Genomic DNA, 25,599 nt, shown 5'->3' with positions numbered 1-25,599 from the left:
AGAAGAAGTCTCGTGGGCTCGGAGTTGTGTATATGAGACAGGTACTCAGCCACAGGTTGCCGGCGCTGTCTTCGGCAATCGACAGGATGGTGTTGTGGGGAAGCCCGTCTTCCTGGCGGAACACGCGAAACGACCGCGTGGCCGGATCGAATACGTTCAGGCCCGAGGCGGTGCCGACCCACAGGCGGTTTGTGCGATCGCGGTACAGGGCGTGCACGATGTTGTCGCTCAGGCTGCGGGGATCGTTCAGGTTGCTGAGGTAGTGCGTCACGTGCCGGGTGTGCGGGTCCATCACCTCCAGGCCATACGCCGTGCCGATCCAGAGCAGCCCGTGGTCGTCTTCCAGTATTTCACTGACGTACGACGAATGAATGGAGTTTTTGCGGCCGGCCGGATGATGATGAAAGATCTTTCGCTCGCGGTCGAACCGGTCCAGGCCGCCGTCGAGGGTGCCGATCCACAACTGGCCTTTGCTGTCTTCATAGATCTCCCACACGCTGTCGTGCGCCAGGCTGGTGGTGTCGCCGGCGTGGTGGCGATACGTGGTGAAGCGCCGGCCGTCGTAGCGCGACAGGCCGCCGTAGTATGTGCCGATCCAGAGTACGTCCTGGCGATCGACATACAGGCTCACGATCACGTCGCTGCCGGGGACATGGTGCTTCCGGAAGGTGTTCTTAACCCGATCGAAATACAACAAGCCACCACCGTTGGTGGCGATCCACAGGTTTCCCTGCGCATCTTCGGCAAAGCGGTTGATGTCGGCGTAGGGCAGGCCGTGCGGCGTGGCCGGGTTTTTACGGTATACGGGAAAGCGATAAAAATCTTCGTGGTAATACGAAATGCCGGCTTTGTAGGTACCGGCCCAGACAATGCCCTGGTCGTCGCGGTACAGGGTATTGACGGTGTTCTGGCCCAGGCTTTTGTCGTCGAGCGGGTCGTGCAGCAGGTACTGTACGGTGTGTTTCTTTTTGTCGATGATGTTGATGCCGCCGTGGTCGGTCGCCACCCACAGCAGGCCGTTGTTGTCTTGCACCACGCTACGCACCGCGCTGGTGTTGATGGGCACCGCGCCCGGCGCCTGGCCTACGCCGGTGAAGGTTTGTTCGGCGGCCGAAAAGAAATACAGCCCGCGGTTGTCGAGGTATACGTGGATCCACAAGTCGCCGTCGCGATCGCACAGCAGCGTGTAGGGCAGGGCGGCGCCGTGGTGCTTCTTTTTGAGGTAGTCGTTGCGGTAGGTTATGGTGCGTGTATGGGTGCCGTACTTTTGCAGGAGTCCGTCGGCGTGCAGCAGCCACAGGTTGTTCTGCGGGTCGGCCGCCAGGCTCACAATGGGGCTGGCCATCGCACCGCTGCCGGCGGCCGGTAGCAACAACGTGGTGGTGTGGTGGCGGTCATACCGAAAAAGACCGGCGGTGGCGTGCACGAAGTAATAATTACCGTCCTGGTCACGGATGATGTTGCTGATCACGCCGTTGGGAATCTGCAGGGCCTGGAGAAAAGGCGCCGGGTCACGACTTATTCGCTCCGTGGCCGGATCGTAGACGTTGACGCCCTGCGGGGTGGTGATCCAGATCTTGCCGTCTGGGCCTTCGCACAATCGCGCGATGCTGTTGTGGATCAGTGTGGTGGTATCGGCGGCGTGGTGTGTGAACGTTGTAAACGCGTAGCCGTCGTACCGGTTCAGGCCGGCGATGGTCCCGACCCACAAAAAGCCTTTGCTGTCTTTCAGAAAACAGGTAACGTAGTTGTTCGAAAGACCGTCGTGGTTGTCCAGTCGTTTAAAACGGTATTGGGCCGGTTGACCGCACACACGGCCACAGGCCAATACCGCCAGGATCCAAATAGCAGCACGCCATCCCATCGGTGGTAAAAGGATTTAGGTTCGTATACAAGGTAACGAAAATCTGTGGCCGATCCGAACGTGCGGGAGGCAGATGTAACTACTTCGATTGTTTGAGGCGTGGGTGGAAAATATCGGCCCGTGGCCTTGGAACAATGACTGCCGCGCTACCGTATGAAGGGTTTGGGTTCGCGGTAGATGTTGGCGAGGTAGTCGGTTGGCGATAGTGGTGGGTATATTTCCAGGAAATCTATTTCGTCTCTCTGTATCGAGGCGGTGATGCCTTGTTCGGCGACAACGATTTGCTTTGCGGTTTTTCCTGCGCGGGACCGGACCACCTGGCGGGGGGCATCTGCGTGGGGACTACGCTCGAATTCTTCCCAGATCCGCGTGGCTAACTCTCCTCCCGATATATAGATCAATCGCAGTTGGCCGGCTTTGAAAAACAAATGCTGGCCATAGCCCAACCTGACACAGTCTACGTCGGTGATCTTTTCGTAACGTACACCCTTGTCGATCTGATCGTCGCCGATTTGATGTTCGGCGATGAATTGATCGTAGGACTGCATCAGATAGCGCTTGTATTCGTTCCAGGTCATGGACAAATATAAGGCCTAGACCATCAAAACTCCGAGGCCCGAAAAGATCCTGTTTACTTATCAAAACAGCGCGTACTCTACGACTGTCGCTGCGCAGGCATAAAAGGAAATCGGATAATTGTCGTTTGCTTTTTCATAACTTTTTCCATTTTAGCGTGTTAACTAATCACTTTGGCATTGGCCGGCGCCGTCACCTGCTCCCGAAACTACGTACACCATGATTGCAAAGAAGCTTTCAACTTTCCTGCGCATACAAAGCGATCTCGATGACATGGATGCCATTCATGCCGCCATCACGAACGCCATCATTTTCAAAGGCACCAACCTGTGGATACTTGTCTTTGCTATTGTGATTGCGTCCATCGGGCTCAATATGAACTCCACGGCGGTCATCATCGGCGCCATGCTCATCTCCCCTCTTATGGGCCCCATAAACGGCATGGGTTACAGCATCGCCACGTACGACTTTCCATTGTTCAGACGCGCGGTTCGCAATTTTGCTTTTGCGGTTGCGGCCAGCCTCACGGCGTCCACCGCGTATTTTTTAATTACGCCGCTGTCCATAGCGCACTCCGAACTTCTCGCCCGGACAAGCCCGTCGATTTACGACGTATTAATCGCGCTGTTCGGAGGGCTTGCCGGCATTGTTGCCATTAGCAGTAAGCACAAAGGCAACGTCATTCCCGGTGTTGCCATTGCCACGGCGCTCATGCCGCCACTGTGCACGGCCGGCTATGGGCTCGCTACTGCACAGTTCAGTTACTTCTTCGGCGCTTTTTACCTTTTCACCATCAACACCGTATTCATCGGTATTTCCTCCGTACTTTTTTCACAGTTTCTCAATTTTCCCATCCGCACACTTGTCGAAGAGGAAAAGAAGCGCAGAGTTCACCGATGGATCACCACGGTGATTGTCGTCACCACCATTCCGAGTTTCTACTTTGGCTACCTGCTTGTCCAAAAAGAGCGGTTCACGGTTAACGCCAACAAACTGGTCGCATCCATCAGTGCTCTTGACGGCAACTATCTGCTGCGCTACGACATCCATCCCGCAAGCAACAACATCAAGCTTATCTATGGCGGTGTCAGCATCAAACAATCGACAAAAGATACCATCCGCCACCGCGCAGACCGGTATAGCCTTCACAGTGTCAACCTGGATATCGAACAAGGTTTTTCAACCAGCGATATCAGCCATGACATTACCGAGGTCGATCAAACACTTCGTGCCGAAATAGGGCGCCTGGCACTGGCCCTACAAAAGAGTCGCGATGAGCACGTAACGTCGGAAACGCGCCAGGCGGAGACGCGCCAGGTTTTGCTGGAACTGAAAGCTTTGTATCCCCAGGTCACTTCCCTGGCATACGCCAATCCTATTCAATATTCGGGCGACAAGCCGTCTGACTCTACGCACCTGGCCGTGCTTGTAGTTTCCACCAAACGGCCGCATTTACGCACCGTGGAAAGACAGCGAATGGAGCGTTGGTTATCGCAACGTTTATCCGCCCCCGGTTTGAATACGTTCTACAAAGAGGAATAGATTAAAAACGGTCAGGACCGCATCAACGGATATATTCAGTCACACCATCCTCATATAACTTGATCTTCGCTTTCACCAAGCCCGCTGTACCCGACACCGGCACTTTTTTTCGCGTGGCTGACAGGGTAAGCACCGGGCAATCTGCCCGGCTGGCAATGCGCCGTTCGATCGACCTGTGAGGTGGTTGTGATGTCACGTGCTCACGCGCCATTCCCGCAATGACCACATCCATGCCAGCCGTGTCGGCGAATCGAATTATTTCTTCGGCTACCTCTCCGCATACAACCCGCACATCAACGGTCACACCGTAGGTGTCGACAAGCAAACGTGCCTGTTTTTTTAAACTTTGATCTGCGGCACCGACCAGCTGCGGAAGCAACGACGGCGTCAATCTATTTTCCGGAAACACAAATGCCGATGTCTCCATAACATAAAGCAATGTCAGGCGCGCGTCATTTCTGATGCAAAAAGCGGCGGCCGCGTGCAGCGTCTTCGTCGCGTGCGGGGAGAAGTCTACCGGCACCAATACATTCCGAATCCTACGTTTCATACTTCCTCCGTTATTCTGTTACTACTTCCTTTTGCGATCGCCAGGATGGACGCAAACACGTGCATGCCGTCTTTTTTGGTAAGCGGCTTTTGAAAAGCGAAGTCGGCGCCATCCGCCCTATATGCTTCCACTACCGCCGAAGGCATTGTACTGGAAAAAACACCGATACAACAACCATCCCACTCCGATTGGCGGCGGAATCGCTGCAAAAATTTCGACACGGGCATTCGTGCTGTATCCGCATCGACGAATATAAATTGAGGCTGTTGCTTCATATCATGCAAAATCACTTCCGCCGCCTCATCGGCGTACACGAAACTTATGCACTGCACATTCGGGGACAAGCTGTAAATTATATCCTCCCACATTGTGAGATCAGTAATGTTAGCATCGATAATAACAATCCGCTCTTTCATCTATCTTATTGCCTTTCATACGGTAACTCAAAGATTAAACCAAACGATCCCCGGGCGTTGGGAAAAGACGTTAAATCGAAATTAAATCGACATTAAACAGGCCTTACCGAGCGCTGTGCCAGCACTAAAGCCGTGTGGAAGTATCGTTCAGACCGTGCAAACCGGTACAGATGGAACTTAATGCTTTCCATCCTATAGCGCGCAGCATAGTCGTCGATGTAATAGTCATGTTGACGCATGATGGCTTTGTCGACAGCATCGTTTAGGAGGATCATGTTGGTGGATTCGCCATTCTCCTGTCAGGCGCGACAAGGCACGGATAAGGCCACCGAAGTCTCCAGGTGGGTTATCGTCATAATGGCCCGGGTACGTCGTTCGGTGCCAACGGCCTTTGTCGACTCCCCGGAACCACGTTCCGTCGGAACAAGTCAGCCTGGTTCTGCCCATCCGGGCTACCCGTAGTACCGCTTCGTTTATTTTAAAATTCTGGTATTCAATTACTTGATTCGATGTTACGTGCTCAAAAAAACGTGTAACGTGGGCGTAAATGTCATCGGCCTTTTCCGATTCATCTTTGGTTAGCAATCGTTTGCGGCAATCGATTGTATAAAATCTGCCTAACCTATCATGAAAAGAGACCTAACGCTGCTCTCGCCTTTGTCGGCCTGCTGTTGCCAAACAGCCGGGCTCCCGCTATTCAGGAATCTGTACGACCCCTCCAACGCTAACCTCCGATAACATGAGAAAACGACGATAAGCGCAACAACCCGCCAGCACCAAAAAATTACCCAAAACCTAAACAAGCGTTCAGCATGAAAAAAAATTTACCAGCAGCATTCCCTTTCCTCACAAAGTGTCTGGCCCTGGGCTTTTGCTTCCTATGTTGTTTTACGACAGTCGTTTATGCCGTAAATACGGAGTGTACAGCCGGCGAAACCGCACGTAAAGAGGCAGGGTTCGGCGAAGCCGTTCGCCAAGGCCGGGTCCTGACAGGCACGGTGGTCGACGACGGCAGCAACGAAGGGATACCCGGCGTGAGTATTATCATCAAGGGCACCAATACCGGCACGGTCACCGACGCCGACGGTGCATTTTCATTGGAAATTCCGTCCGCGGAAACGGTGTTGATCATCACGTCCATCGGCTACGCCTCGCAGGAAGTGGAACCCGGCGCGTTAGCGATCCTGCGTATCAGGATGGTGGCCGACATCGGCACCTTGTCGGAGATCGTCGTGGTGGGCTATGGCGAGCAAAAAAAGGAAAGTATCGTAGGTTCGATTACGCAAACCAGCGGCGCTGTACTGCGGCGGGCAGGCGGTGTTTCCAATGTGGGGGCAGCCCTCACCGGAAACCTGCCCGGCGTCGTGACGATGTCCAGCAGCGGCATGCCCGGCGAGGAAGACCCGATGATTTTAATCCGGGCGGCGAGCTCCTGGAACAACCGGCAACCGCTGATCCTGGTAGATGGCGTCGAGCGTCCCATGCAGGGGCTGGACCTCCATGCCGTGGAGTCCATCTCGGTATTGAAAGATGCCTCTGCTACGGCCGTATTCGGTGTAAAGGGCGCGAACGGCGTCATCCTGATCACGACCAAACGCGGCAAGGAAGGCGCCGCCCGGATCGAAGTGACCGGCAGCGCCACCCTGAAAGTGCCGTCGAAGCTTCCGAACAAATATGATTCATACGATGCCCTCATGGCACGCAATGTTGCGATCGAGCATGAACTCGGATTGTCGCCCAATTCCTGGGCCTACATCAGACCCCAGGCCTTTATCGAGAAGTACCGGCATCCGGCCACCCTGGAGGAGGCAGAACGTTATCCCAACGTCGACTGGCAAAAGGAACTCTTCCGGGAGTATGCTATGGCGTACAACGCCAACCTGAATATATCGGGCGGTACCTCTTTTGTGAAGTACTTTACTGCTGCCGATTTTCAGCATGAGGGCGACCTTTTCAGGATGTGGGACAACGGCCGTAACTATGATGCCGGCTACGGCTATAATCGCCTGAACGTTCGCAGCAACCTCGATTTTCAATTAACGAAGACCACCGTATTCAAGATCAACCTGGCCGGGTCGAACGGTGTCCGGAAAAGCCCCTGGAATCAATCCAATTCATCCGACTGGGCGGTAGCACAGCAATGGGCCGGCGCCTATAACATCGCGCCCGATGTGTTCCTGCCAAAGTATTCCGACGGTACCTGGGGCTATTATCCCGATATATCGAACGTCAGCAATTCTGCCGCGAACCTGGCGCTGGGGGGCGCCATGACGACGACCAACACACGCATCAATACGGATTTTATCCTTCAGCAGGATCTGCATTTCATTACCCAGGGATTGAACTTCCGGGGATCCATTTCCTGGGACAATGCCTTTATCGAATGGAACCGGGGCGTCAACGACCTTTTCAATAATGCCCAGCAAAAATGGATCAATCCGCTCACCGGTGCCGCCACCTACAAGAGTGATTACGATCAGAACAATCATTTCGATTTTATGCAGGGCGTGCTCTGGACAACGTCCGGAGGCGAGGTGCGCAACGACGACACCCAGCGTAACCTGAACTACCAGATTCAACCGAACTGGTCCAGAAGCTTCGGCAAACACAACGTCTCCGCCATGGCGATGTTTATGCGGCAGGAGAGAGCCACCGGAAGTGAAATGCCGCGCTACCGCGAAGACTGGGTTTTTCGGGCCACGTATGACTTCGACGGCCGATATTTCGCGGAGTACAACGGTGCCTATAACGGTTCTGAACAATTCAGCAAAGATTATCGATATGCCTTCTTCCACTCCGGGGCGATCGGGTGGATGATCTCGGAAGAATCATTCCTGAAAAACCTGCGATTCGTGGATCTCCTGAAGGTCCGATCTTCCTTCGGCGCCATTGGCGATGACAACGTACGCGATCGCTGGCTATACATGACGCAATGGGCTTACGGCGGTAACTCGTCACTCGACTTAAACCAGGGAACGAGCCCCTACCCGTGGTACCGCGAAGCGGCTATCGGCAATCCGGACGTGCGATGGGAAACGGTAAAGAAGCTCAACGTGGGGGTGGACTATGCATTTTTCCACGGGCTCTTTTCGGGCAGTGTCGATTTCTTTCGCGACAAACGCATCGACATTCTGGTGAACGGCGTGGACAGGGCCGTTCCTTCCTATTTCGGCAGCACGCCGCCCACGGCCAACCTCGGCACCGTGAAGGCTCAAGGCTACGAGCTTGTGCTTACTATAAGCAAGACGTTATCCAACGGGGCGCGTTTGTGGGCGAACCTCAACATGACACATGCCAAAAACAAGATCATCGACCGCGACGATCCGGAATTGTATCCGGCCTATCGGAAACAGGCCGGATATGCCATCAACCAACACCGGGCATGGGTAGATGCCGGATACCTGAACTCGTACGACCAGGTTTACGGAAGTCCGCAGCACAATACCAACGACGCGCAAAAACTACCGGGGAACTTCTATATCATCGACTTCAATGGCGATGGTATTGTCGACGACTCAGACCGGGTACCTTATGGCTATTCCGATGTTCCGCAGAATACATACAGCGGCACGATCGGCCTGGATTGGAGAGGCTTCAGCGTTTTCGCGCAGTTCTATGGAGTGAACAACGTTACCCGTGAAGTGCCGCTGACAAGTTTCGCCAGCGGCCTGAACACCGTTTACGACATGGGTACCTGGTGGTCGAAAGAGGTGCCTCGTGCCGATGTTCCCGTACCCCGTTGGTTGTCGACCCCCAGCTATTACAACGGCACCCAGTTTTTGTATGACGGTTCGTATGTCCGGTTAAAGAATGCTGAAGTCGCCTATACCCTGAGTGAAAAACAGCTTCGCAAGACGGGTCTCACGTCCTTGCGCATATTTCTCAATGGTAACAACCTGTGGGTCTGGTCGCGCATGCCCGACGACCGGGAATCCAATTTCGCCGGTGCCGGCTCGCAAGGCGCGTATCCCACGGTGAAGCGTTACAACTTAGGTATGAGACTTACACTTTGATTGAAAACCATGAAGAAGATCTATAACACACGGCGGATGGGCCACCTGCTCTTCGCCACCGCCGTTGCGCTTTTGTCCTGTCAGGACTTCCTGGATAAAGAGGCCGACGCGATCGTGGCCGAAGGTGAAGCGTTTAAAAACTTCAACAACTTTCAGGGGTATATAGAAGAAATATATAACTGCATTCCCGACAAGGAAAAACACTACTGGACAACCTCCTGGAACTGGGGTGACGACGAGGTTTTTAACCTGGAAGGAAACTGGCACATGACCAACCAGGTCGACCTGGGCAATTTCTGGGCGTGGCAGGCGGGGCGACTGAGTCAGCCCGGCGCGTGGCTGGACAAGCCCACGACAGATCCGACGTCGACGGACAAATTTAATCACGCGTTGTGGCCCCATGCCTGGTATAGCATCCGCAAGGTAAATATCGGTCTGGCGAACCTGGATAAGCTTTTATCAGCCTCGCAGGAAGAGAAGGACCTCATCGCCGGCCAGCTCTATTTCTTCCGGGCCTGGTGGCACTTTGAAATGATGGAATACTTCGGGGGCCTTCCGTACATCGACCAGGTCTTGCCCGCAGATCAGAGCCCCATGCTGCCACGGCTCAGCTACCAGGAATGTGCGGATAAAGCCGGGGAAGATTTCGCGAAGGCTGCTGCCTTGCTGCCTATCGATTGGGATAAAACTTCCGCGGGGGGTAACACAGCAGGGAAAAATCAGCTGCGGATCAACAAGATCATGGCGCTGGGCTATCTGGGCAAAAATTATCTGTGGGCGGCCAGTCCGCTCATGACGCACGGCGCTTCTGTGGGCGGTGGAAATACGTATCATTATAACGCGGAGTATGGCAAAAAAGCCGCGGAAGCCTTCGGAGCGCTGCTGGCATTGGTGGAGAGTGGTCAGACCCAGTATTCGCTTGCGCAGTTCGATTACAAAAACGTCTACGATCACGAAAAGGCCGACGATGCCACGTCGCGGTTCAGCGATATATTCTATACCACCGGGCAGAACTGGCTTATGCCGGGCTCTACCGAGGCCATTTTCCGCGGCTCTTCCACGGACGTCAACGGCAGCAACTGGAATACGACAAAGACATTCGGTCCGAAAGTAGCGGGCATCATCGAGCATGATAATATTATTCATCAACCGACGGCCAATTATGTAAACTTCTACGGCATGGCCAATGGCCTGCCGCTGAACGACCCTGCTTCAGGATTTGATCCGGCGTATCCCTTCCGGAACCGTGACCCGCGATTTTATCACGACATCGTCTTTGACGGATTTAAATATGTCAACGCCGCGATGCCTTCCGACATGGAATACCTGCGGTATGCCGGCCTTCATACCAACGGCACGATGCGGGCGGCCACCAACGGCAGCCGTACCGGCTATTTCATTCAAAAGCTCGTTCCGCATACGGCCAACAAATACGATGGCGCCTACAACTGGAGCGGCAATCTTCACGTCTACCTTCCCTACATGCGCCTGGCGGACATCTACCTGATGTATGCCGAAGCGTGCGCGGCGTTCGAAGGCGCCACCGGCAAATCAACAAATTTCACGAAGACTGCGGAGGATGCTATAAACACCCTCCGGGACCGCGTCGGCGCCGGACACGTCCACGCATCGTATACGGGCGACCGCGCCCGGTTTATCGACGAGGTGCGCAGAGAACGTGCGGTGGAGCTGTCGTTCGAAGGATTTCGCTTCAATGACCTGCAGCGCTGGCTGCTGCTCACGGAGCCTCCTTACAACGTCAAGACTTCGCAGGAGTTCGACCGGCTCGAAGACGCCGACTTCTTTCAGACAAACGATCCCCGCGAAGCGCGGGTAGCCAACTTCCGGGAGGTTGTCATCCTGACGCGGCAGTTCGGCACGCGTCACTACTGGTTCCCGCTGAAAGTCTCCGATGTATCGATGTATCCGGAGTTTGCACAGAACCCCGGCTGGTAATTGCTGTCCTATGCCTCAAGACAAAAATATACACATGAAATATTATATACGAATAAGTTTCATTTTATGCGCCGCGTTGTGCCTTCCCTCCGTCATCGTCGCGCAGGAAATCGAGGGTGACAACGCCGACTCGACGATTGCCGGCCATCAGCCCGACGCCTTCACGCACCGCGGCTTCCGTCATGTCGCTGAAAACGATATTCCCAACGGGGTATCTACCGTGAACGTGGCAAGCCTGCTGGAGAAGAACTACACAATCTATAGCCTGGACAACATGGAAGGCCTGATCGGCGGTTGGACCGGCAATTCGATGTGGGGCATGGGCGAGTACCTGGTGCTGGTAGACGGGGTTCCCCGCGATGCAAACAATGTTATGCCTACCGAAATCGATCAAATCACGTTTCTGAAAAGTGCGTCGTCTGTATTGCTCTATGGCAGTCGCGCCGCGAAGGGCGTGGTGTACATCACTACCAAAAGAGGCAAAGCAGAACCGTTGGACGTGAATGTTCGTGTCAACACCGGTTTTCATGTTTCGAAGCGTTACCCGAAATATCTTGGATCGGCCGAATACATGACACTCTACAACGAGGCGCGCATCAACGACGGTCAGGCCATTCAATATACGGATGACGAGATCTATCACTATGCGTCCGGTGCCAATCCGTATCGTTATCCGGATGTCGACTATTATTCATCCGATTACCTGAAAAAAGTATACAATCGCACCGATGTTACCACGGAGCTGGCGGGCGGAAATGGATGGTCCCGTTTCTATACCAACCTCGGTTATCTGCGCCAGGGCGATGTGTTTGATTTCGGAGAGGCTAAAAACAATTACGTGGACCGTTTCAACGTCCGGGGCAATATTGACCTGAATATCACCACGAAGATCACCGCATTTGTCAATGCAAACGCCACATTCTACAATGCACGCAGCGGCAATGCCGCCGACAGCGATCCGAACAACGCCAACAATACCGATACGTACTGGACGTACGCAGCCACCGCGCGTCCCAACCGCGTGGCGCCGCTGATCCCGTTGGAATACATCGACCCGAATGCGTTAAACGCCCTCCGGACGGTCGGGGGCGGCAGTAATATCATCGACGGTAAATATTTCCTGGGCGGTTCCCAAACGGATCTTCAAAATGTCGTCGCCGACTATTATGCCGCGGGCAGCAGCAAATGGACCAGCCGCCAATTTCAGTTCGACGCCGGGTTGAACTTCGATCTGTCGAATGTCGCTAAGGGACTTACGTTTCATACCCAATATGCGGTGGACTATGCCACCTCGTACACGTCGTCGTATAACAACTCCTACGCCGTATACCAGCCTTTGTGGTCCGATTACAACGGTGCCGATGTCATCGCTGATCTCACCAAGTATAACAATGACCGGAAGTCGGGCGTTCAGAATATTACCGGCAGCAGCAACCGTCAAACCATTGCTTTCACGGGTTATTTCAATTATGTATCGCCGCTCCGGGGCGGGCACCACCTGGAATCCAAGCTTTTGGCAACAGGCTTTCAGCAGACCCGCTCGCAGGTATATCATCGCACCGGCAATGCCAACCTCGGGCTGGCCGTTGACTATAACTATCGCGAAAAGTACTATGCCAGCGAGGCCCTGGCGTTAGTTCGGTCTGCAAAACTTGCGGCAGGCGACCGCAATGGACTTTCCTCGTCCGCAACGTTGGGATGGAAGCTGAGCAAAGAAGGCTTCCTGGCTACGTCGTCGGTCGTGAACGATCTGACCGTGGGCATTTCCGGAAGTGTTTTAAAGACCGACATGGACATCGGCGAGTATAACCTTTCGGAAGAAAACTATACGCAGGCAAACGGCGCGTGGTGGGGGTGGTACGACGGCGCGGTCGAGCGCTCAACAAACTCCCTGCGCGGTAGCAACAGCGACCTGGATTTCGTCAACCGGAAAGAAATCGCCGCCAACGTCAGCACATCTTTATGGAACGATTTGATTACGGCAAACGCTTCGTTCTTTATCAACACGATGGAGGGTCTGATCATTCAGCCGGCGACGCAGTACCCCAGCTATTTTGCGACAGGCTTTCCGGGCGCTTCCTTCATGCCCTTCACTAATTATAACAATCACCGGCGCAAGGGCATCGACTTCGCTGTAAATGTCAACAAACAACTAGGAGCGGTCGGGTTGTCGTGGGGATTGGTGGGGATGTATTATAAGAGCGAAGCAACCCGCGTCGATGAGAATTTTGAAGATGCTTATCGGAACCGGGCGGGCAAACCCCTGGATGGCCTCTGGGGTTTACAAAGTGCCGGGTTGTTCCAGGATCAGGCGGAAATAGACAACAGTCCACAACAGAAGTTCGGCGGGACCATACGCCCCGGCGACATCCGGTATGTCGATCAGAATAACGACAATAAAATAGACGAGCGCGACGAAATTTTTCTCGGACGCGCCGATTGGAACGGCGCCCCGTTTACCGGCGGTGTCAACGTCACGGCCCGCTGGAAGGGTTTTACAGTGTTTGCGCTCGGCACGGCCCATGTTGGCGGATATGCCATGAAAAACAGCTCGTACTTCTGGGTGTACGGTAATCGCAAATATTCGGAAGTGGTTCGCGGCCGGTGGACGGAAGAAACAAAAGAAACGGCCACCTATCCGCGGTTGACGACGGAGAATGGCGTAAACAACTTTCGCAGCTCTGATTTCTGGCTGTACAAAACCAACCGCTTTACGCTTGCCCGGATCCAGATCACCTATGCCGTGCCGCGTAAGGTCCTGGAGAAATCTTTCGTACGAGACATTTCGGTTTACCTCAGCGGCGCAAACCTGCTGACGATTTCCAAAGAACGTGAGATTCTCGAGACGAGCACCACCAGCGCGCCGCAAACACGATTCTACAACCTGGGTGTGCGCGCAGCATTTTAGAACCTTCACAAAACAGGCATTACACGATGAAAAATCCCATAAAACTACTCGCCCTCTTCCTGCTTGTTACGGCGTGCGAGGATGTCTTTTATCCGGCCAAGGAAAATATACGCGGACTCGACGCCATGTATCAGGAGCCGGGGTATGCCCAGGGTATCCTGGCAAACGCGTACATTCTCCTTCCATACTCGGCATCCCCTACCACCGACGTGGCAACCGATGATGCCGTCTCCAACAATATCGATAACGCCTTTTTGCAAATGGCCTCGGGGGCATGGTCGGCAAACAACGACCCCACGTCGCAATGGCAAGGGCGAAAGAATGCCATACAATACCTCAACCTGTTCCTGGCGAACGCCGACCAGGTAGCCTGGGCAAACGACGAAACCATTCGCATGTTGTTCAGCGATCGCCTGAAGGGAGAAGCCTATGGGCTGCGTGCGCTGCAGCTGTATCATCTGCTGCTCGCCCACGGCGGCTGGACGCTGGATGGACAATTGCTGGGCGTGCCCCTTGTCAACGAACCCGAAACCCCGACCTCTGATTTCAACAAACCCCGAAACACGTTCCAGGAGTGTATCGACCAGATTTTACGAGACGCCGAGCAGGCCCTAGAGCTTCTGCCCCGCGACTATAAAAAATTCACGCAGGCAGAAATTCCACCCAGGTACGCGGGCATCGAAGGACTAACGGCTACGCAGTATGAACGTGTTAACGGCGAGCATATGCGCGGCCGGATGTCCGGAAGAATCGTGGAGGCCATCCGCGCGCAGGCGGCGCTGCTCGCGGCCAGCCCTGCCTACCGTGCGGGTACGAATGTTACCTGGGAAGCTGCCGCGAATTATTCCGCCCAGGTGCTCAACGGCATTGGCGGCGTGGGCGGTCTTGCCCCGAGCGGGGGCACGTGGTATACGGCCGATTCCGGCGTGGAGCAACTGGCCTCGGGACAAACGCCTGCCGAGATCCTCTGGCGGAGCGATGTTACACAAAGCCTGGACCTGGAACGGGACAACTACCCACCGTCGTTGTTTGGAAACGGCCGGGTCAACCCCAGTCAGAATTTGGTCGATGCATTCCCCATGGCAAATGGTTACCCGATCACGCATGCGTCCAGTGGCTATGACGCGAACAATCCCTATCAGAATCGCGATCCGCGGCTCACAAAATATATTGTCGTCAACGAAAGCCAGCAAGGGCCGGCAGCCGCTGTGATCATTACCGGTACGTACGGCACAAACAACGATGCCATAAACCAGGAGAAGGGATTCTCGACCCGCACGGGCTATTACCTGCGAAAGCTGCTGCGGTCTGACGTCAACCCCGATCCGGCGTTCAACACGAATCAAAAGCACTACACCGCGCGCATCCGCTATACCGAGATTTTCCTGGCGTATGCGGAGGCTGCGAACGAGGCCTGGGGCCCTACCGGCACCGGCACGCATACATATTCGGCCTATGATGTAATCCGGGCCATTCGTCAACGCGCGGGGATCACCGGCGGCGACGCGTATCTCGAATCGGTAAAGAACGACCAGGAGCAAATGCGACAACTGATCCGCAACGAACGTCGCCTGGAGCTTTGTTTTGAGAACCATCGCTTCCGGGATATTCGCCGGTGGAAAGTAGACATCGGTCAGTTGAACGAAACCGTCCGTGGCGTTGAGATCTCCCAATCCGGCAATTCGCTGCACTATACCCCCGTACAGGTGGAAACGCGGAATTACCAGGAACATATGTATCACGGTCCTGTTCCGTATGGCGAAATCAATAAATGGAGCTTGCTGCAACAAAATGCAGGCTGGTAAATAGCGGATTCATCAAGACGATAAATAGCAAAATATGAAATGGTATACTATACAATCGATGGTGTGTGGCGGGCTTCTTTCCGTATGGACGATGTCGTGCGAAAACCAGGAGATCGAGTTCCCGGATTATGACAAGAGCACCGTGTATTTCGCCTATCAATACCCGGTCAGAACCATTGTGCTGGGCGAAGATATCTATGATACATCGCTTGACAACGAGCACCGGTGCGAGATCTATGCGACCATGGGCGGCGTGTATCAGAACAGGAAAAAGATCGACATCGAAATTGCCGTGGATAACTCCCTGGCGGATAACCTGTTTTTCGACGACGCCCGTACCGTTGCCGTTCGGGCCATGCCGGCAAACTATTATACACTGGCAGGAGAGCAGATCTCGCTGGATCATACCCTGCAGGGTGCCGTCGGCGTGCAGTTTACCGACGCCTTCTTTGCCGACCCCAATGCCCTGCGAACCACCTATGCCATTCCCCTGCGGATGGTGAACGTCACCCATGCCGATGCCATCCTCGCCGGCACGGCCAAGGTGGAGGGCCCCGACCGCGTGAATACGGCACACTGGGATATTCAGCCGAAAGATTACGTTCTGTACTTCGTTAAATTCATCAACCCGTGGCATTCCAACTATCTCCGGCGCGGTAAAGATCAGATCACCGTTAACGGGGCCGCGTCCTCGGTAACGCGTCATCAACCTACGGTGGAAGCGGACGAGGTCCGTGCGTTGAGCACGTTGTCGTTGCACGAGCTTGCGTATCCGCAGGACTACAAATCGTACGCCGGGCTCAACCTCGGTTTGTCGTTGAAGCTCCGTTTCGATGAAAGCGAAAAGTGCACTGTTGCGCCCCTGACGGCGGCATACGATGTAAACGATTCCGTGCGCGTGTTCAACATTGCTGCGACCGGAAACGGGGTCTTTGTAAAAAAGGGGGAGAAGAAGAGCTGGGGCAACAAAGATCGGGATGCATTATACCTGGAATACGACGTCAGCTACCAGGTGGAAACCCGGTACCCTAGCTTGGGACTTCCCGACAGACTTGACCAGGTTCGTTATGTCACCCATGATACGTTGGTCGTTCGCGACCGGGGCGTCAAGGTGGAGGTGTTAACGCCTTTTTATAAAGAATAATACGGATAAACAGCGATGTTATGATACGCTCGAAAAAACTTTGGATAACCCTGATGGCCGTTTCGGTGCTGGCTGCTTGCGCCGATGAGAGTAAATTGTTCTTCGCCGCAAATAAGCCGGCCAACCTGGCGCAGCTGGAATACCTCCGCGGATACGATGTGCTGAAGTCATACGTGGACCGCGGAGCCAACCCCAATTTTACACTGGGTGCCGGCATCTCCGTCGGCGACTTCACAAAAAAGGGAGTAGACTACAGCATGATTGTATCGAACTTTGATGAAGTCGTTGCCGGTTGGGAAATGAAACATGGCGCCGTGGTTCAGGATGACGGAAGCCTCAATCTTACCAGTGTCTCCAGTTTTATTTCTACAGCAAAAGCTGCCAATGTATCGGTTTACGGTCATACGTTGTGCTGGCATGCCAATCAGAATGCCGGCTATCTGAACCGTACGATTGCACCGACTGTCATCCCCGGTACCGGCGGACCTTCGTGGGACGTTGTGACCTCTGCCACCTTCGAGACCGACGACGAATCCAACTTTACTTCCAACGCCGAAGCCGTACGTAGCTTCTCCACGCCGGGGGCGGATGGAACCGGCCGGGCCTTGAAAGTTACCAACGCCGAGGTGCGGGCCAATGATTGGAACAGTCAGCTGTTCGTCACGTTTTCTCAGCCTACGGCCGTAGGAGAGAAGTATATGCTCAGCATGGACGTTCGGGCGGATGTTGCGGCAGCGTTCGCCACCCAGGCCCACGTTGTCCCCTATGAGTATAAACACTGGGATTTCTTCGGTCAGGTCAGCGCCACCACCACCTGGGCAACATTCACCCGGGAAATAACGATCACGGCAGAAACGTCTGGTGTTACGGCCATCGCCTTTAATCTCGGGAACACCGCGACCAGTTATTACTTCGACAACGTCACCGTGAAGAAGCTCAATGAAAGCGGCGGTGGCGGACCCACGTGGGATCTGATGTCGGGGAACGACTTCGAAACCGACAGTGAAGCTAACTATACCTCCAATGGCGAGGCGGCCCGAAGTTTTTCTTCCCCCGGGGCTGCCGGCACAGGGCGCGCGCTGAAAGTTACCAACGCGGCGGTGCAGGCAAACGATTGGAACAGTCAGTTCTTTTTTACGTTTCCGCAACCTACGGCAGTGGGTGAAAAATATACACTGCGCCTGGACATTCGCGCCGATGCCGCCGCAACGTTCTCTACCCAGGCGCATGTGGTTCCGTATCAGTACAAACACTGGGATTTCTTCGGTCAGATCAGCGCCACGACCACCTGGGCGCCGTACGTCAAGGAAATAACGATCACGGCAGAAACATCGGGTGTAACGGCCATTGCTTTTAATCTTGGCAATACGGCTACGAGCTATTACTTCGACAATATCGCGGTAACGAAATACAACCCCGACGGCGGTGGCGCGCAGGTCATTGAAAAAACGCCGGAGCAGAAGCGGGAGATTATCCGCCATGAATTGGATCGATGGATTGCCGGTATGATGGAAGTATCCCGGGAGTATGTACAATCCTGGGATGTCGTGAACGAGCCCATGGATGATGGAAACCCGTATGAATTAAAAACCGGCGTGGGAAGGGAGCTGGGCGAAGACGAGTTTTACTGGCAGGACTATCTGGGTAAGGATTATGCCGTGGAGGCGTTCAAACTGGCCGTGCAGTATGGCAATAGCACAGACAAGCTCTTTATCAATGACTATAACCTCGAGTATAGCCTCGATAAGTGCAAAGGGTTGATCCAGTATGCCGAATATATCGAAAGTCAGGGCGGACGTGTGGATGGCATCGGAACGCAAATGCACATCAGTACCGCTGCCGACAAAGAAAAGATCGTGGCCATGTTCGAGCTGCTGGCGGAGACGGGCAAGCTGATCAAGATCTCCGAACTGGATATCGGCGTTGGTGTTCAAACCGATAAAGCGACCGATGATCATTACCAGGCCCAGGCTGAACTGTATAAATTCGTGGTGGAGAAATATCTGGAGATCATTCCCGTGAAGCAGCAGTACGGCATCACCGTCTGGAGCCCGCGGGACAGTCCGGCGGGTTCATCCTGGCGGGCAGGCGAGCCTATCGGGTTGTGGACGGAGGGATATGCCCGCAAACGCGCGTATGGAGCCTTCAGCGATGCCTTGAAATAGCATGGCACCTGCGTATGTTGAAAGAGGGCGTCTCACAAGGATGCCCTCTTACTCGGGAATGCTTCTGTCCGCCAGCTTTTTTTCTTTTGCTGCGTTGAGATGATGTTCCATGTACTGCGACGGAGGCACGCCGTAGAAATCCTTGAATGAATTCGAGAAATGCCCGATGTTGACAAAGCCCGTTGAAAATGCAACCTCGGTGATGTTCATCTGCTTTTCGGAAAGCAATCTGGCGGCTTGCTGCAGGCGAAGGTTCCGAATGAGGTCCCGGGTAGACTGGCTTGTCAATTCTTTGAGCTTACGGTGCAGATGTACCCGGCTGATCCCTACTTCGCGGGATAACATCTCTACGTTCAGCTCCGGATTGGATATATTCTTATTGATGGCGCCCATGATGCGCGTCAGCAGCTTCTCGTTCGAGGAAGCCAACACGATATCCTGAACCTTATCTTTCTGAAGCTGATTTCCCGTGAATTTGTTGCGCAGAATTTCGCGGGTGCGGATGACATTCTGGACGGTCTTTCGAAGGATTTCTACGTTGAAAGGTTTTTGGAGGTATGCGTCCGCCCCGATTCCCAATCCTTCGATCGTGTATTCTTCTTCCATTTTGGCGGTGAGCAGAATGACCGGTATATGGTTGATGTTCACATTCTGCTTGATCTTCTGGCAGAACGTTATGCCATCCATTTCAGGCATCCTGATGTCGGAAATGACGACATCCGGGGCATGTTGCAATACGTAGGACAGCGCTTCTTTTCCATTCTTACAGGTCGACACGTGGTAGTCGCGGGCCATTTCTGTTTGTATGTATTGCCGGATCTCGGCGTCATCGTCTACGACCAGCACCCGGTAGGTACTTTTGGACTTCACTTTTGCCCCGGGGGTATCCACCACGGCCCGGGCGGGCATCTCGATGGCATGCGCCGGTTTTTGTCCTGTCTCCGGAAGCCTGATCTCTTCGGCTTTCAAATGCGCCCGCCCCAATGGCACTCGGAAAACAAACCGACAGCCCTGCCCGTTCTGATTGTTTTCCGCCCATATTCTGCCATGGTGCAACGCTACAATGGAACGCGTTAAATGTAGGCCGATCCCGGCGCCCGAGCTGACGCTATGGTGGCTGTCGCGTGCCTGGTAAAAACATTCGAAGACCTTCTCCAATTCTCCCTCGCGGATCCCGCTTCCCGTGTCGGCGATGTCCACCTGCAGGTATTCCCGAGGTGCGGCAGCCGCATTTTCTTCTATACACGTGCTCAATGTAACCTGGATCTTTCCCCCGATGGGGGTAAACTTGAGGGCATTGGCCAATATATTCAAGATCACTTTGTCGAAATTGAACGGATCGACCCATGCGGTAAGACACTTCGGAGTATGGGTGAAGGAGAGGTCTATTTCCTTCATCCGTGTCTGTTCATCGAATGCGCGGCAGAGCTCGGTGATAAACGCAACCATTTCCGTTTCCTGAAAGGTCAGCACCAGCTGGCCGCGATCCACGCGCTGAACATCCATCAGCTGATTTACCAGACGCAGAATGCGGTCTGAATTTCTCTCCATGGCCGCGTACGACCGTTGTCGATCACGATCTTTGTCTTTGGTCATGAGTTTTTTCAGCGGACTGAGGATCAGTGTCATCGGCGTACGAAGCTCGTGGGCGATGTTGATGAAAAACTGGATCTTTGCTTCGTTCAGCTGTTTGGCGTGGATATGCTCCTGTATCTTACGCTTCGTCTCTTTACGCTGCCGGATCTGTTGTGCAATAACACCGGCAATAACCAACGCCAGAAATCCGTACGCCAGTTTCGCCCAAAACGAAAAATACCAGAAGGGATGGACGACAAGGGAAATCACCTTCGGTTCCGAATACGTTCCGTAGTCTTTTGCCCGCACGCGGAACGCGTAGGTGCCGGGCGACATATCGCTGAACGTTACGGTGTTTTTTCCGGGGGGCAGCTCGATCCACTCATGGCTTCCTTGCAAGGAGTACATGTAGGCAATGCGGTTTGGATTGTTGAATTCCATGACTGAAAATTCAATGGTGAAAGAATTATCTTTCTGCGAAAGCTCGAACACGTCGGCATCCATGACGGCGGCGTCTACGATGTCGCGCGCGTCGGACTTCATTCCTTTTTTCACCGCCTGGTTGTGAATGTAAAAGCCGGTAACGTGCACTTCCAGTTTTTTCGCTTCGTCGGTGATATGACCGGGATTAAAGATCGTGATCCCGTTGATGCCGCCGAAGAGTAATTCATGCGCGTCGGCATAGGCTGCACCTGAAAATTCATTCCCCTGTAAGCCGTCGTCCTGGTAGTAGTTAACGATGCTGTGCGTTTTCTTATGCACCCGCGACAGTCCGTAGTTGGTGCCGATCCAAAGGTGGTCCAGGGTATCGTGCAGCACGGCAGACACCACGTTGCTGGGTAAGCCGTCTTCCACCGTCAGTTTCATCAAACTGCCCTCTGTCGGGTGATACGCGATGAGACCTTCCGAGGTTCCCAGCCAAAGTATGCCCGCGGCGTCTTCATACACCGTGTGGACGATGACGCCGGGAAGGATCCGGCTGGAGCCATGGAACGCGGCGTTAAACTTTCCTGTTTTCAAGTCCAGACACCCCAATCCATCGGCCGTGCCGATATATACCCGCTTGTCTTTATTGCTGACAGAAACCGCATTGATCCAGTCGTTGGGTAACACATCGAGATCAGGCCGATAGCCGGGGCCTACCGCTCTGTAGTGCCGTACTTCGGATGTTTTCAGGTCGAGCGAATAAAGTCCCAGCCCCATGGTTGCGATCCAGAGACGCTTTTCTTCATCCTCTACCATCTCAAATACCTTGGGCACCTGGCCGTCGTCTGGTATGAGCAACGGGTTGATATACCGGCACCGCCCTGTGGCGCGGTTAACGATACAAATGCCATTGTCGTACGATCCCAGCCAGAGGTTTTGGTCGGAGTCTTCGTAAATGTCCAGGATCGTAGCCGGTACACTCTCCGCCTCCCCGGAAGGTTTGAAGTGTACCTTTCGATTGCCCGTGCTGTCGAGGCCATAAATACCGTCGCCGTCTGTGCCCACCCACAGCATGCCGAGCCGGTCTTTGTGGAGCGCTGTTACGTTGGAGGAACCGATCACATCATGCTGGACCGAGCGGTGACCATAATATTGAAAACGTTTTGTCCTGGAGGGTAATAACGCCACGCCCTTTTGAAATACCCCGATCCACAGGTTGCCGGCATCGTCTTCGCATAACGCGTGAATTTTATTTCGTGAAAGGTTGATGGTGCTCACGGTAAAATTGCCGTTCGAGAGCTCCTGTTTTTCAGGGTCAAACAGGCTGAGGCCTCTTCCTTCCGTACCGACCAGGATTTTGCCGGCACGCGTCAGCAATAACTTCGTGATCGGCAATCGCGACGCGGCTGCCAGGGTGGGGGTGAAGGTATTTGACTTTTTGTCGTACGTATAGAGCCCCGTGGTGCCGCTTCCTGCGTACAGGTTTCCTTTCGCATCTTCGCATAACGTAAAAATATTTCCATTGTCTCCGGCAATGCCCGGCTGCGTGAGCTGGTTATGCGGGTCGACCCGAAAAAGACCTTTGTCTTGTGTACAGATCCATAAATTCTGATGCGTATCCTCGTAGAGCGTCTTGATCAGATAGCTCGGCATCGGGGTGGCCAGCTGTTGCGCTTCAAGCTTTCCGGTGTTCTCCCGGAGTACAAAAAGCCCGTGCCCTGTTGTCCCGATAAGAATGGTGCCGTTCTTCCGCTCCAGCACGGCGGTGACATGCGCCGGAAATATCTTACCGTCCAGGAGCCGCAGCGGAACGGCCTGAAACCTGTCGAACGCATGGTCATAGCACTGCAAACCATTCACCAGGCCTACAAATAGTCGGCCCTTTCTATCTTCCGACACGGCCCTGACATAGTCATGCGACAGCGACGTGCTGTCATTCCTGTTGTTTTTGTACACGGTGAATTTGGATCCGTCATACCGATTCAACCCGTTGTCTGTTGCCATCCAGATGACCTGGTGATGATCCTGGTAAATATCGTTCACCATGCTGCTGGAGAGCTCGGCATCCACTGTAAACAACTTTCCAGGCTGCGTATAGCCGTGGGAAAATGTAAAAACGAGAAGAATTACTATGGGGTACTTGAATGCCACCGTACTGTTTTTATGAATTAATGATCTGATAACCAATTTAATGACTTTATGTTACATACGGAAAAATTTCTGTAACACGCGTGTAACGGCGCGGCTTCCTGTTTGGCCTATATTTGGTCACAACGGTCTGTTGCGGTAATGCCGCTGCTACATCTGGCCACGCATATTTCCCCGCGCTATGGATGACGCCGTGTTGTAATAATTCCCGGGTTGTGGCGAAGCCAATGCCTTTGTTGGCTCCTGTAATGAGTGCTGATTTTACCATTTGGTAAATCCCATCCATCCACGTGTTCCTGTCGTGTAACGGTCCCATCCTAATGTCTCAAATGCGAGAAATTTGTCTAATTTGCCAACATCATGCTTCTTGAGCAGGATTTTCCGGCACTACGGGTCAATGTTGATCTCAGCGACCGGAAACCTTCCGGCTGCGACGCTACAGTGTTGCGGGTAGAGGGACCGGTGAGAGATCCGGCCAGGATTATAGCATCCGTTCTTTTTGATCACGTGTAAAAAATAATCTGATGCTGCGACAGTTAGACCAAAAAGGAATCCACTTTTTATAACATTTTTAATGACCCTGAAATGATTTCGTTACCCGGTTTACTTATTGAGCACCTGATCTCCGGTGCGATAACGCTGCTTTGGATTTTTATTTCTTGTCCATCAACCTTTCCCAAACAGGAAATTCAATCTTTTGGAATTTTTCTGGTCCCGGTTGCTTATATATTGGGCATGTTGATCGATTGCATTGCCTTCGTTCTGACGTATTGGTTTAAAACGAAAGTAGTGAGGAAATTCGCTGAATACATGCATTATCGACGGGAGGAGAATGTTTTTGATTTGCGGAAATCACAAAAAGTGAAAGCACTGATAGAACATCAATACAAAGATATTCAGAATCAAATGGACATGCGCAGCAGCCGTGATCGCGTTGCTCGCGGTATGATTGTTAATGCCATAGGTATGTTAATTTTCATGCCCATTGCCACATTACCGATGGCACTAAAGGTTTTCGTTCTTAGCGCAGCTATCGCTACCTGGTTTTTCCATGAGTATATCAGCCACAAATTCTTTTTAAGAATATACGATCGGATGTTAAAGGAAATATAGCAGCGCGCGGTGCTGGTTATTTTCCGAGGCAGACTTGTGAGGTAGGGGATACAGACTTTAGGGGTGATTTGGGACAGGGGAAAGCAAAAAAATACCTGCCCTATCCTTGGGCAGGTATCGATATAAAGCCGGACTCCGTATTAACGATTTCTGTTTACCGTTTCTCTTTTTACACGACCGTTGGCGGTCTCCGAGTCCAGCATCACGCCGGAGTATTTGCCTTTCAGCGTTTTTCCGTCGGTCAGGAGAATGTCGAATGTTACGGTGAATTTGCCACCACCCTCTACTTTCGAGCTCATAGTGCCACTCACGACATCTTCCATGCTCCCCTCGGAGCCAAATCCCTCGTAATGCACGGCCGGCTCAGCTTTTTGGTATTCAATCCACCAGCTCCAGTTGTACGGATCTTCTTCTGTCAACGAGAACGTCGTGTTCAGTCTTTCCGTCGGGATATCGATCCAGATGCTATAATCCTCTCCGTCGCCAACCTCTGTTGTGGAGTAGAAGTAGAAGCTCAAGCCACCACCCTCGGTCTCGCCCAGGTCGGCGTCGTCATAGTAGGCGGCTTTAATTTCCGTGCGCTCGGTGCCCAATACAAAGCCGTTGACCACCGTAACATTGGCGGTGCCGGTTACGGCATTGTCCTTCGCCTTCGCGGTAATGACAGCGGTACCGGGTGCTACGGCCTTTACGTTGCCATTGGCGTCTACCGTGGCCACGTCTGCGGCAGAGGTACTCCATTCAATGGCCGGGTTGCCGGCATTCGCCGGCATGACCTCGGCGGTGATGGTTTTTTCTTCGTCCAGGAAAAGCGTGAAAGCGTCGTCGCTGACGTTCACTTCGGTGACGTGAACGGTGTCATCATCATCGCTGCAAGACCAGGTCATAAAAGCGGCGGATACCGCCAGGAGTAAGTAAATCTTTCTTTTCATGAGAATCTTTATTGATTTCGTTTGTAACGAAAGTAGCGGATGCAAAGAAAGGTAAATGGTCGACCGTGGGTAAAATCTTCCGCATGTAATGAATCCGTTGTTTTTGGGAGATTTATAGTATCCCAGGCGTTGTGCTTCGTCAGTTTTTACCCGTTTAGCGATATTCGCTACATTTTTGAGCCCGTAACACATTGACTCCAGATTTTACGACAAGGTAAAACAGAAGCTCACGATGATTTGATCTGCAGGTTCATGGTATAGATACGGTTCGATGGATGCATACGGGGTGAGTCTGTTGGAACCGGGCATACCGGTGTTGTGCAGGTGGCTTCCGAGAAAACCTTGAAAACAAAAAAGAGGCCGTCTCAAAAGTCAGAGACGGCCTCCTTCGTTTTTAAAGCCAGAATCGTTTGAGCCCCTGGATCACCCCCGGGTTTTCTTTATAGTCGCCCGCCTATAAATCGTC

The 25,599-nt window shown here is 53.3% G+C and carries 15 protein-coding genes; 8 read left to right on the top strand and 7 right to left on the bottom strand.

The window, feature by feature from the left end; genetic code table 11:
- Together KK078_RS23065 and KK078_RS23060 are read right to left on the bottom strand one after the other, a co-directional pair.
- Window positions 1–1,864, bottom strand: a 1,864-nt coding sequence (locus KK078_RS23065) for a ligand-binding sensor domain-containing protein (RefSeq protein ID WP_317195983.1), incomplete at its 3' end; no start/stop codon positions are given.
- 146 nt (window positions 1,865–2,010) lie between these two features.
- A complete protein-coding gene (locus KK078_RS23060; RefSeq protein WP_254092686.1) occupies window positions 2,011–2,442 on the bottom strand; it encodes a hypothetical protein in 432 nt (143 codons plus the stop codon).
- A 217-nt stretch (window positions 2,443–2,659) separates the two neighbouring features.
- Here KK078_RS23060 and KK078_RS23055 point away from each other — a divergent pair, with 217 nt between their 5' ends.
- Window positions 2,660–3,982 (top strand): DUF389 domain-containing protein, encoded by a 1,323-nt coding sequence (locus KK078_RS23055; RefSeq protein ID WP_254092685.1) that lies wholly within the window; start codon window positions 2,660–2,662, stop codon window positions 3,980–3,982.
- A gap of 22 nt (window positions 3,983–4,004) precedes the next feature.
- Here the strand turns inward: KK078_RS23055 and KK078_RS23050 are convergent, their stop codons facing one another.
- The 3 genes from KK078_RS23050 to KK078_RS23040 all read right to left on the bottom strand — a co-directional run bounded on the left by KK078_RS23050 (window position 4,005) and on the right by KK078_RS23040 (window position 5,223).
- On the bottom strand, window positions 4,005–4,532 hold the full coding sequence (locus KK078_RS23050) for a universal stress protein (protein ID WP_254092684.1): 528 nt from the start codon (window positions 4,530–4,532) through the stop codon (window positions 4,005–4,007).
- Window positions 4,529–4,948, bottom strand: coding sequence for a hypothetical protein (locus tag KK078_RS23045; RefSeq protein WP_254092683.1), 420 nt, complete (start codon window positions 4,946–4,948; stop codon window positions 4,529–4,531). The genes KK078_RS23050 and KK078_RS23045 overlap by 4 nt, the downstream gene beginning before the upstream one ends.
- Window positions 4,949–5,040: 92 nt before the next feature.
- A complete protein-coding gene (locus tag KK078_RS23040; RefSeq protein WP_254092682.1) occupies window positions 5,041–5,223 on the bottom strand; it encodes a hypothetical protein in 183 nt (60 codons plus the stop codon).
- A gap of 537 nt (window positions 5,224–5,760) precedes the next feature.
- Between KK078_RS23040 and KK078_RS23035 the strand changes: the two genes are divergently transcribed.
- From KK078_RS23035 to KK078_RS23010, 6 genes are read left to right on the top strand one after another with little or no spacing between them, the layout of a single operon-like run.
- Window positions 5,761–8,961, top strand: coding sequence for a SusC/RagA family TonB-linked outer membrane protein (locus KK078_RS23035; protein WP_254092681.1), 3,201 nt, complete (start codon window positions 5,761–5,763; stop codon window positions 8,959–8,961).
- A 9-nt stretch (window positions 8,962–8,970) separates the two neighbouring features.
- Window positions 8,971–10,917 carry a RagB/SusD family nutrient uptake outer membrane protein gene (locus tag KK078_RS23030; protein ID WP_254092680.1) on the top strand — a complete coding sequence of 649 codons (1,947 nt, stop codon included), beginning with the start codon at window positions 8,971–8,973 and terminating at the stop codon, window positions 10,915–10,917.
- Window positions 10,874–13,825 (top strand): SusC/RagA family TonB-linked outer membrane protein, encoded by a 2,952-nt coding sequence (locus tag KK078_RS23025; protein WP_394370590.1) that lies wholly within the window; start codon window positions 10,874–10,876, stop codon window positions 13,823–13,825. Before KK078_RS23030 ends, KK078_RS23025 begins: the two co-directional genes overlap by 44 nt.
- 26 nt (window positions 13,826–13,851) lie before the next feature.
- A complete protein-coding gene (locus KK078_RS23020; protein WP_254092678.1) occupies window positions 13,852–15,630 on the top strand; it encodes a RagB/SusD family nutrient uptake outer membrane protein in 1,779 nt (592 codons plus the stop codon).
- A 34-nt stretch (window positions 15,631–15,664) separates the two neighbouring features.
- The gene (locus KK078_RS23015; protein WP_254092677.1) at window positions 15,665–16,774 is read left to right on the top strand and encodes a DUF5627 domain-containing protein; all 1,110 of its coding nucleotides are present in this window, start codon (window positions 15,665–15,667) and stop codon (window positions 16,772–16,774) included.
- Between the two features lie 20 nt (window positions 16,775–16,794).
- Window positions 16,795–18,939 carry an endo-1,4-beta-xylanase gene (locus KK078_RS23010; RefSeq protein WP_254092676.1) on the top strand — a complete coding sequence of 715 codons (2,145 nt, stop codon included), beginning with the start codon at window positions 16,795–16,797 and terminating at the stop codon, window positions 18,937–18,939.
- A 48-nt stretch (window positions 18,940–18,987) separates the two neighbouring features.
- On the opposite strand, the gene KK078_RS23005 is transcribed toward KK078_RS23010, so the two are convergent.
- Window positions 18,988–23,010 (bottom strand): two-component regulator propeller domain-containing protein, encoded by a 4,023-nt coding sequence (locus tag KK078_RS23005; protein WP_254092687.1) that lies wholly within the window; start codon window positions 23,008–23,010, stop codon window positions 18,988–18,990.
- Window positions 23,011–23,673: 663 nt separating this feature from the next.
- Here KK078_RS23005 and KK078_RS23000 point away from each other — a divergent pair.
- The gene (locus KK078_RS23000) at window positions 23,674–24,201 is read left to right on the top strand and encodes a hypothetical protein (RefSeq protein ID WP_254092675.1); all 528 of its coding nucleotides are present in this window, start codon (window positions 23,674–23,676) and stop codon (window positions 24,199–24,201) included.
- Window positions 24,202–24,341: 140 nt separating this feature from the next.
- On the opposite strand, the gene KK078_RS22995 is transcribed toward KK078_RS23000, so the two are convergent.
- Window positions 24,342–25,133 (bottom strand): Ig-like domain-containing protein, encoded by a 792-nt coding sequence (locus KK078_RS22995; RefSeq protein WP_254092674.1) that lies wholly within the window; start codon window positions 25,131–25,133, stop codon window positions 24,342–24,344.
- Window positions 25,134–25,599: the final 466 nt, after the last annotated feature.

The sequence above is a fragment of the Dawidia soli genome, from assembly GCF_018598185.1.
Classification (GTDB): Bacteria; Bacteroidota; Bacteroidia; order Cytophagales; family Cyclobacteriaceae; genus Ohtaekwangia; species Ohtaekwangia soli.
This window is presented reverse-complemented; position numbering and strand designations above follow the sequence as displayed.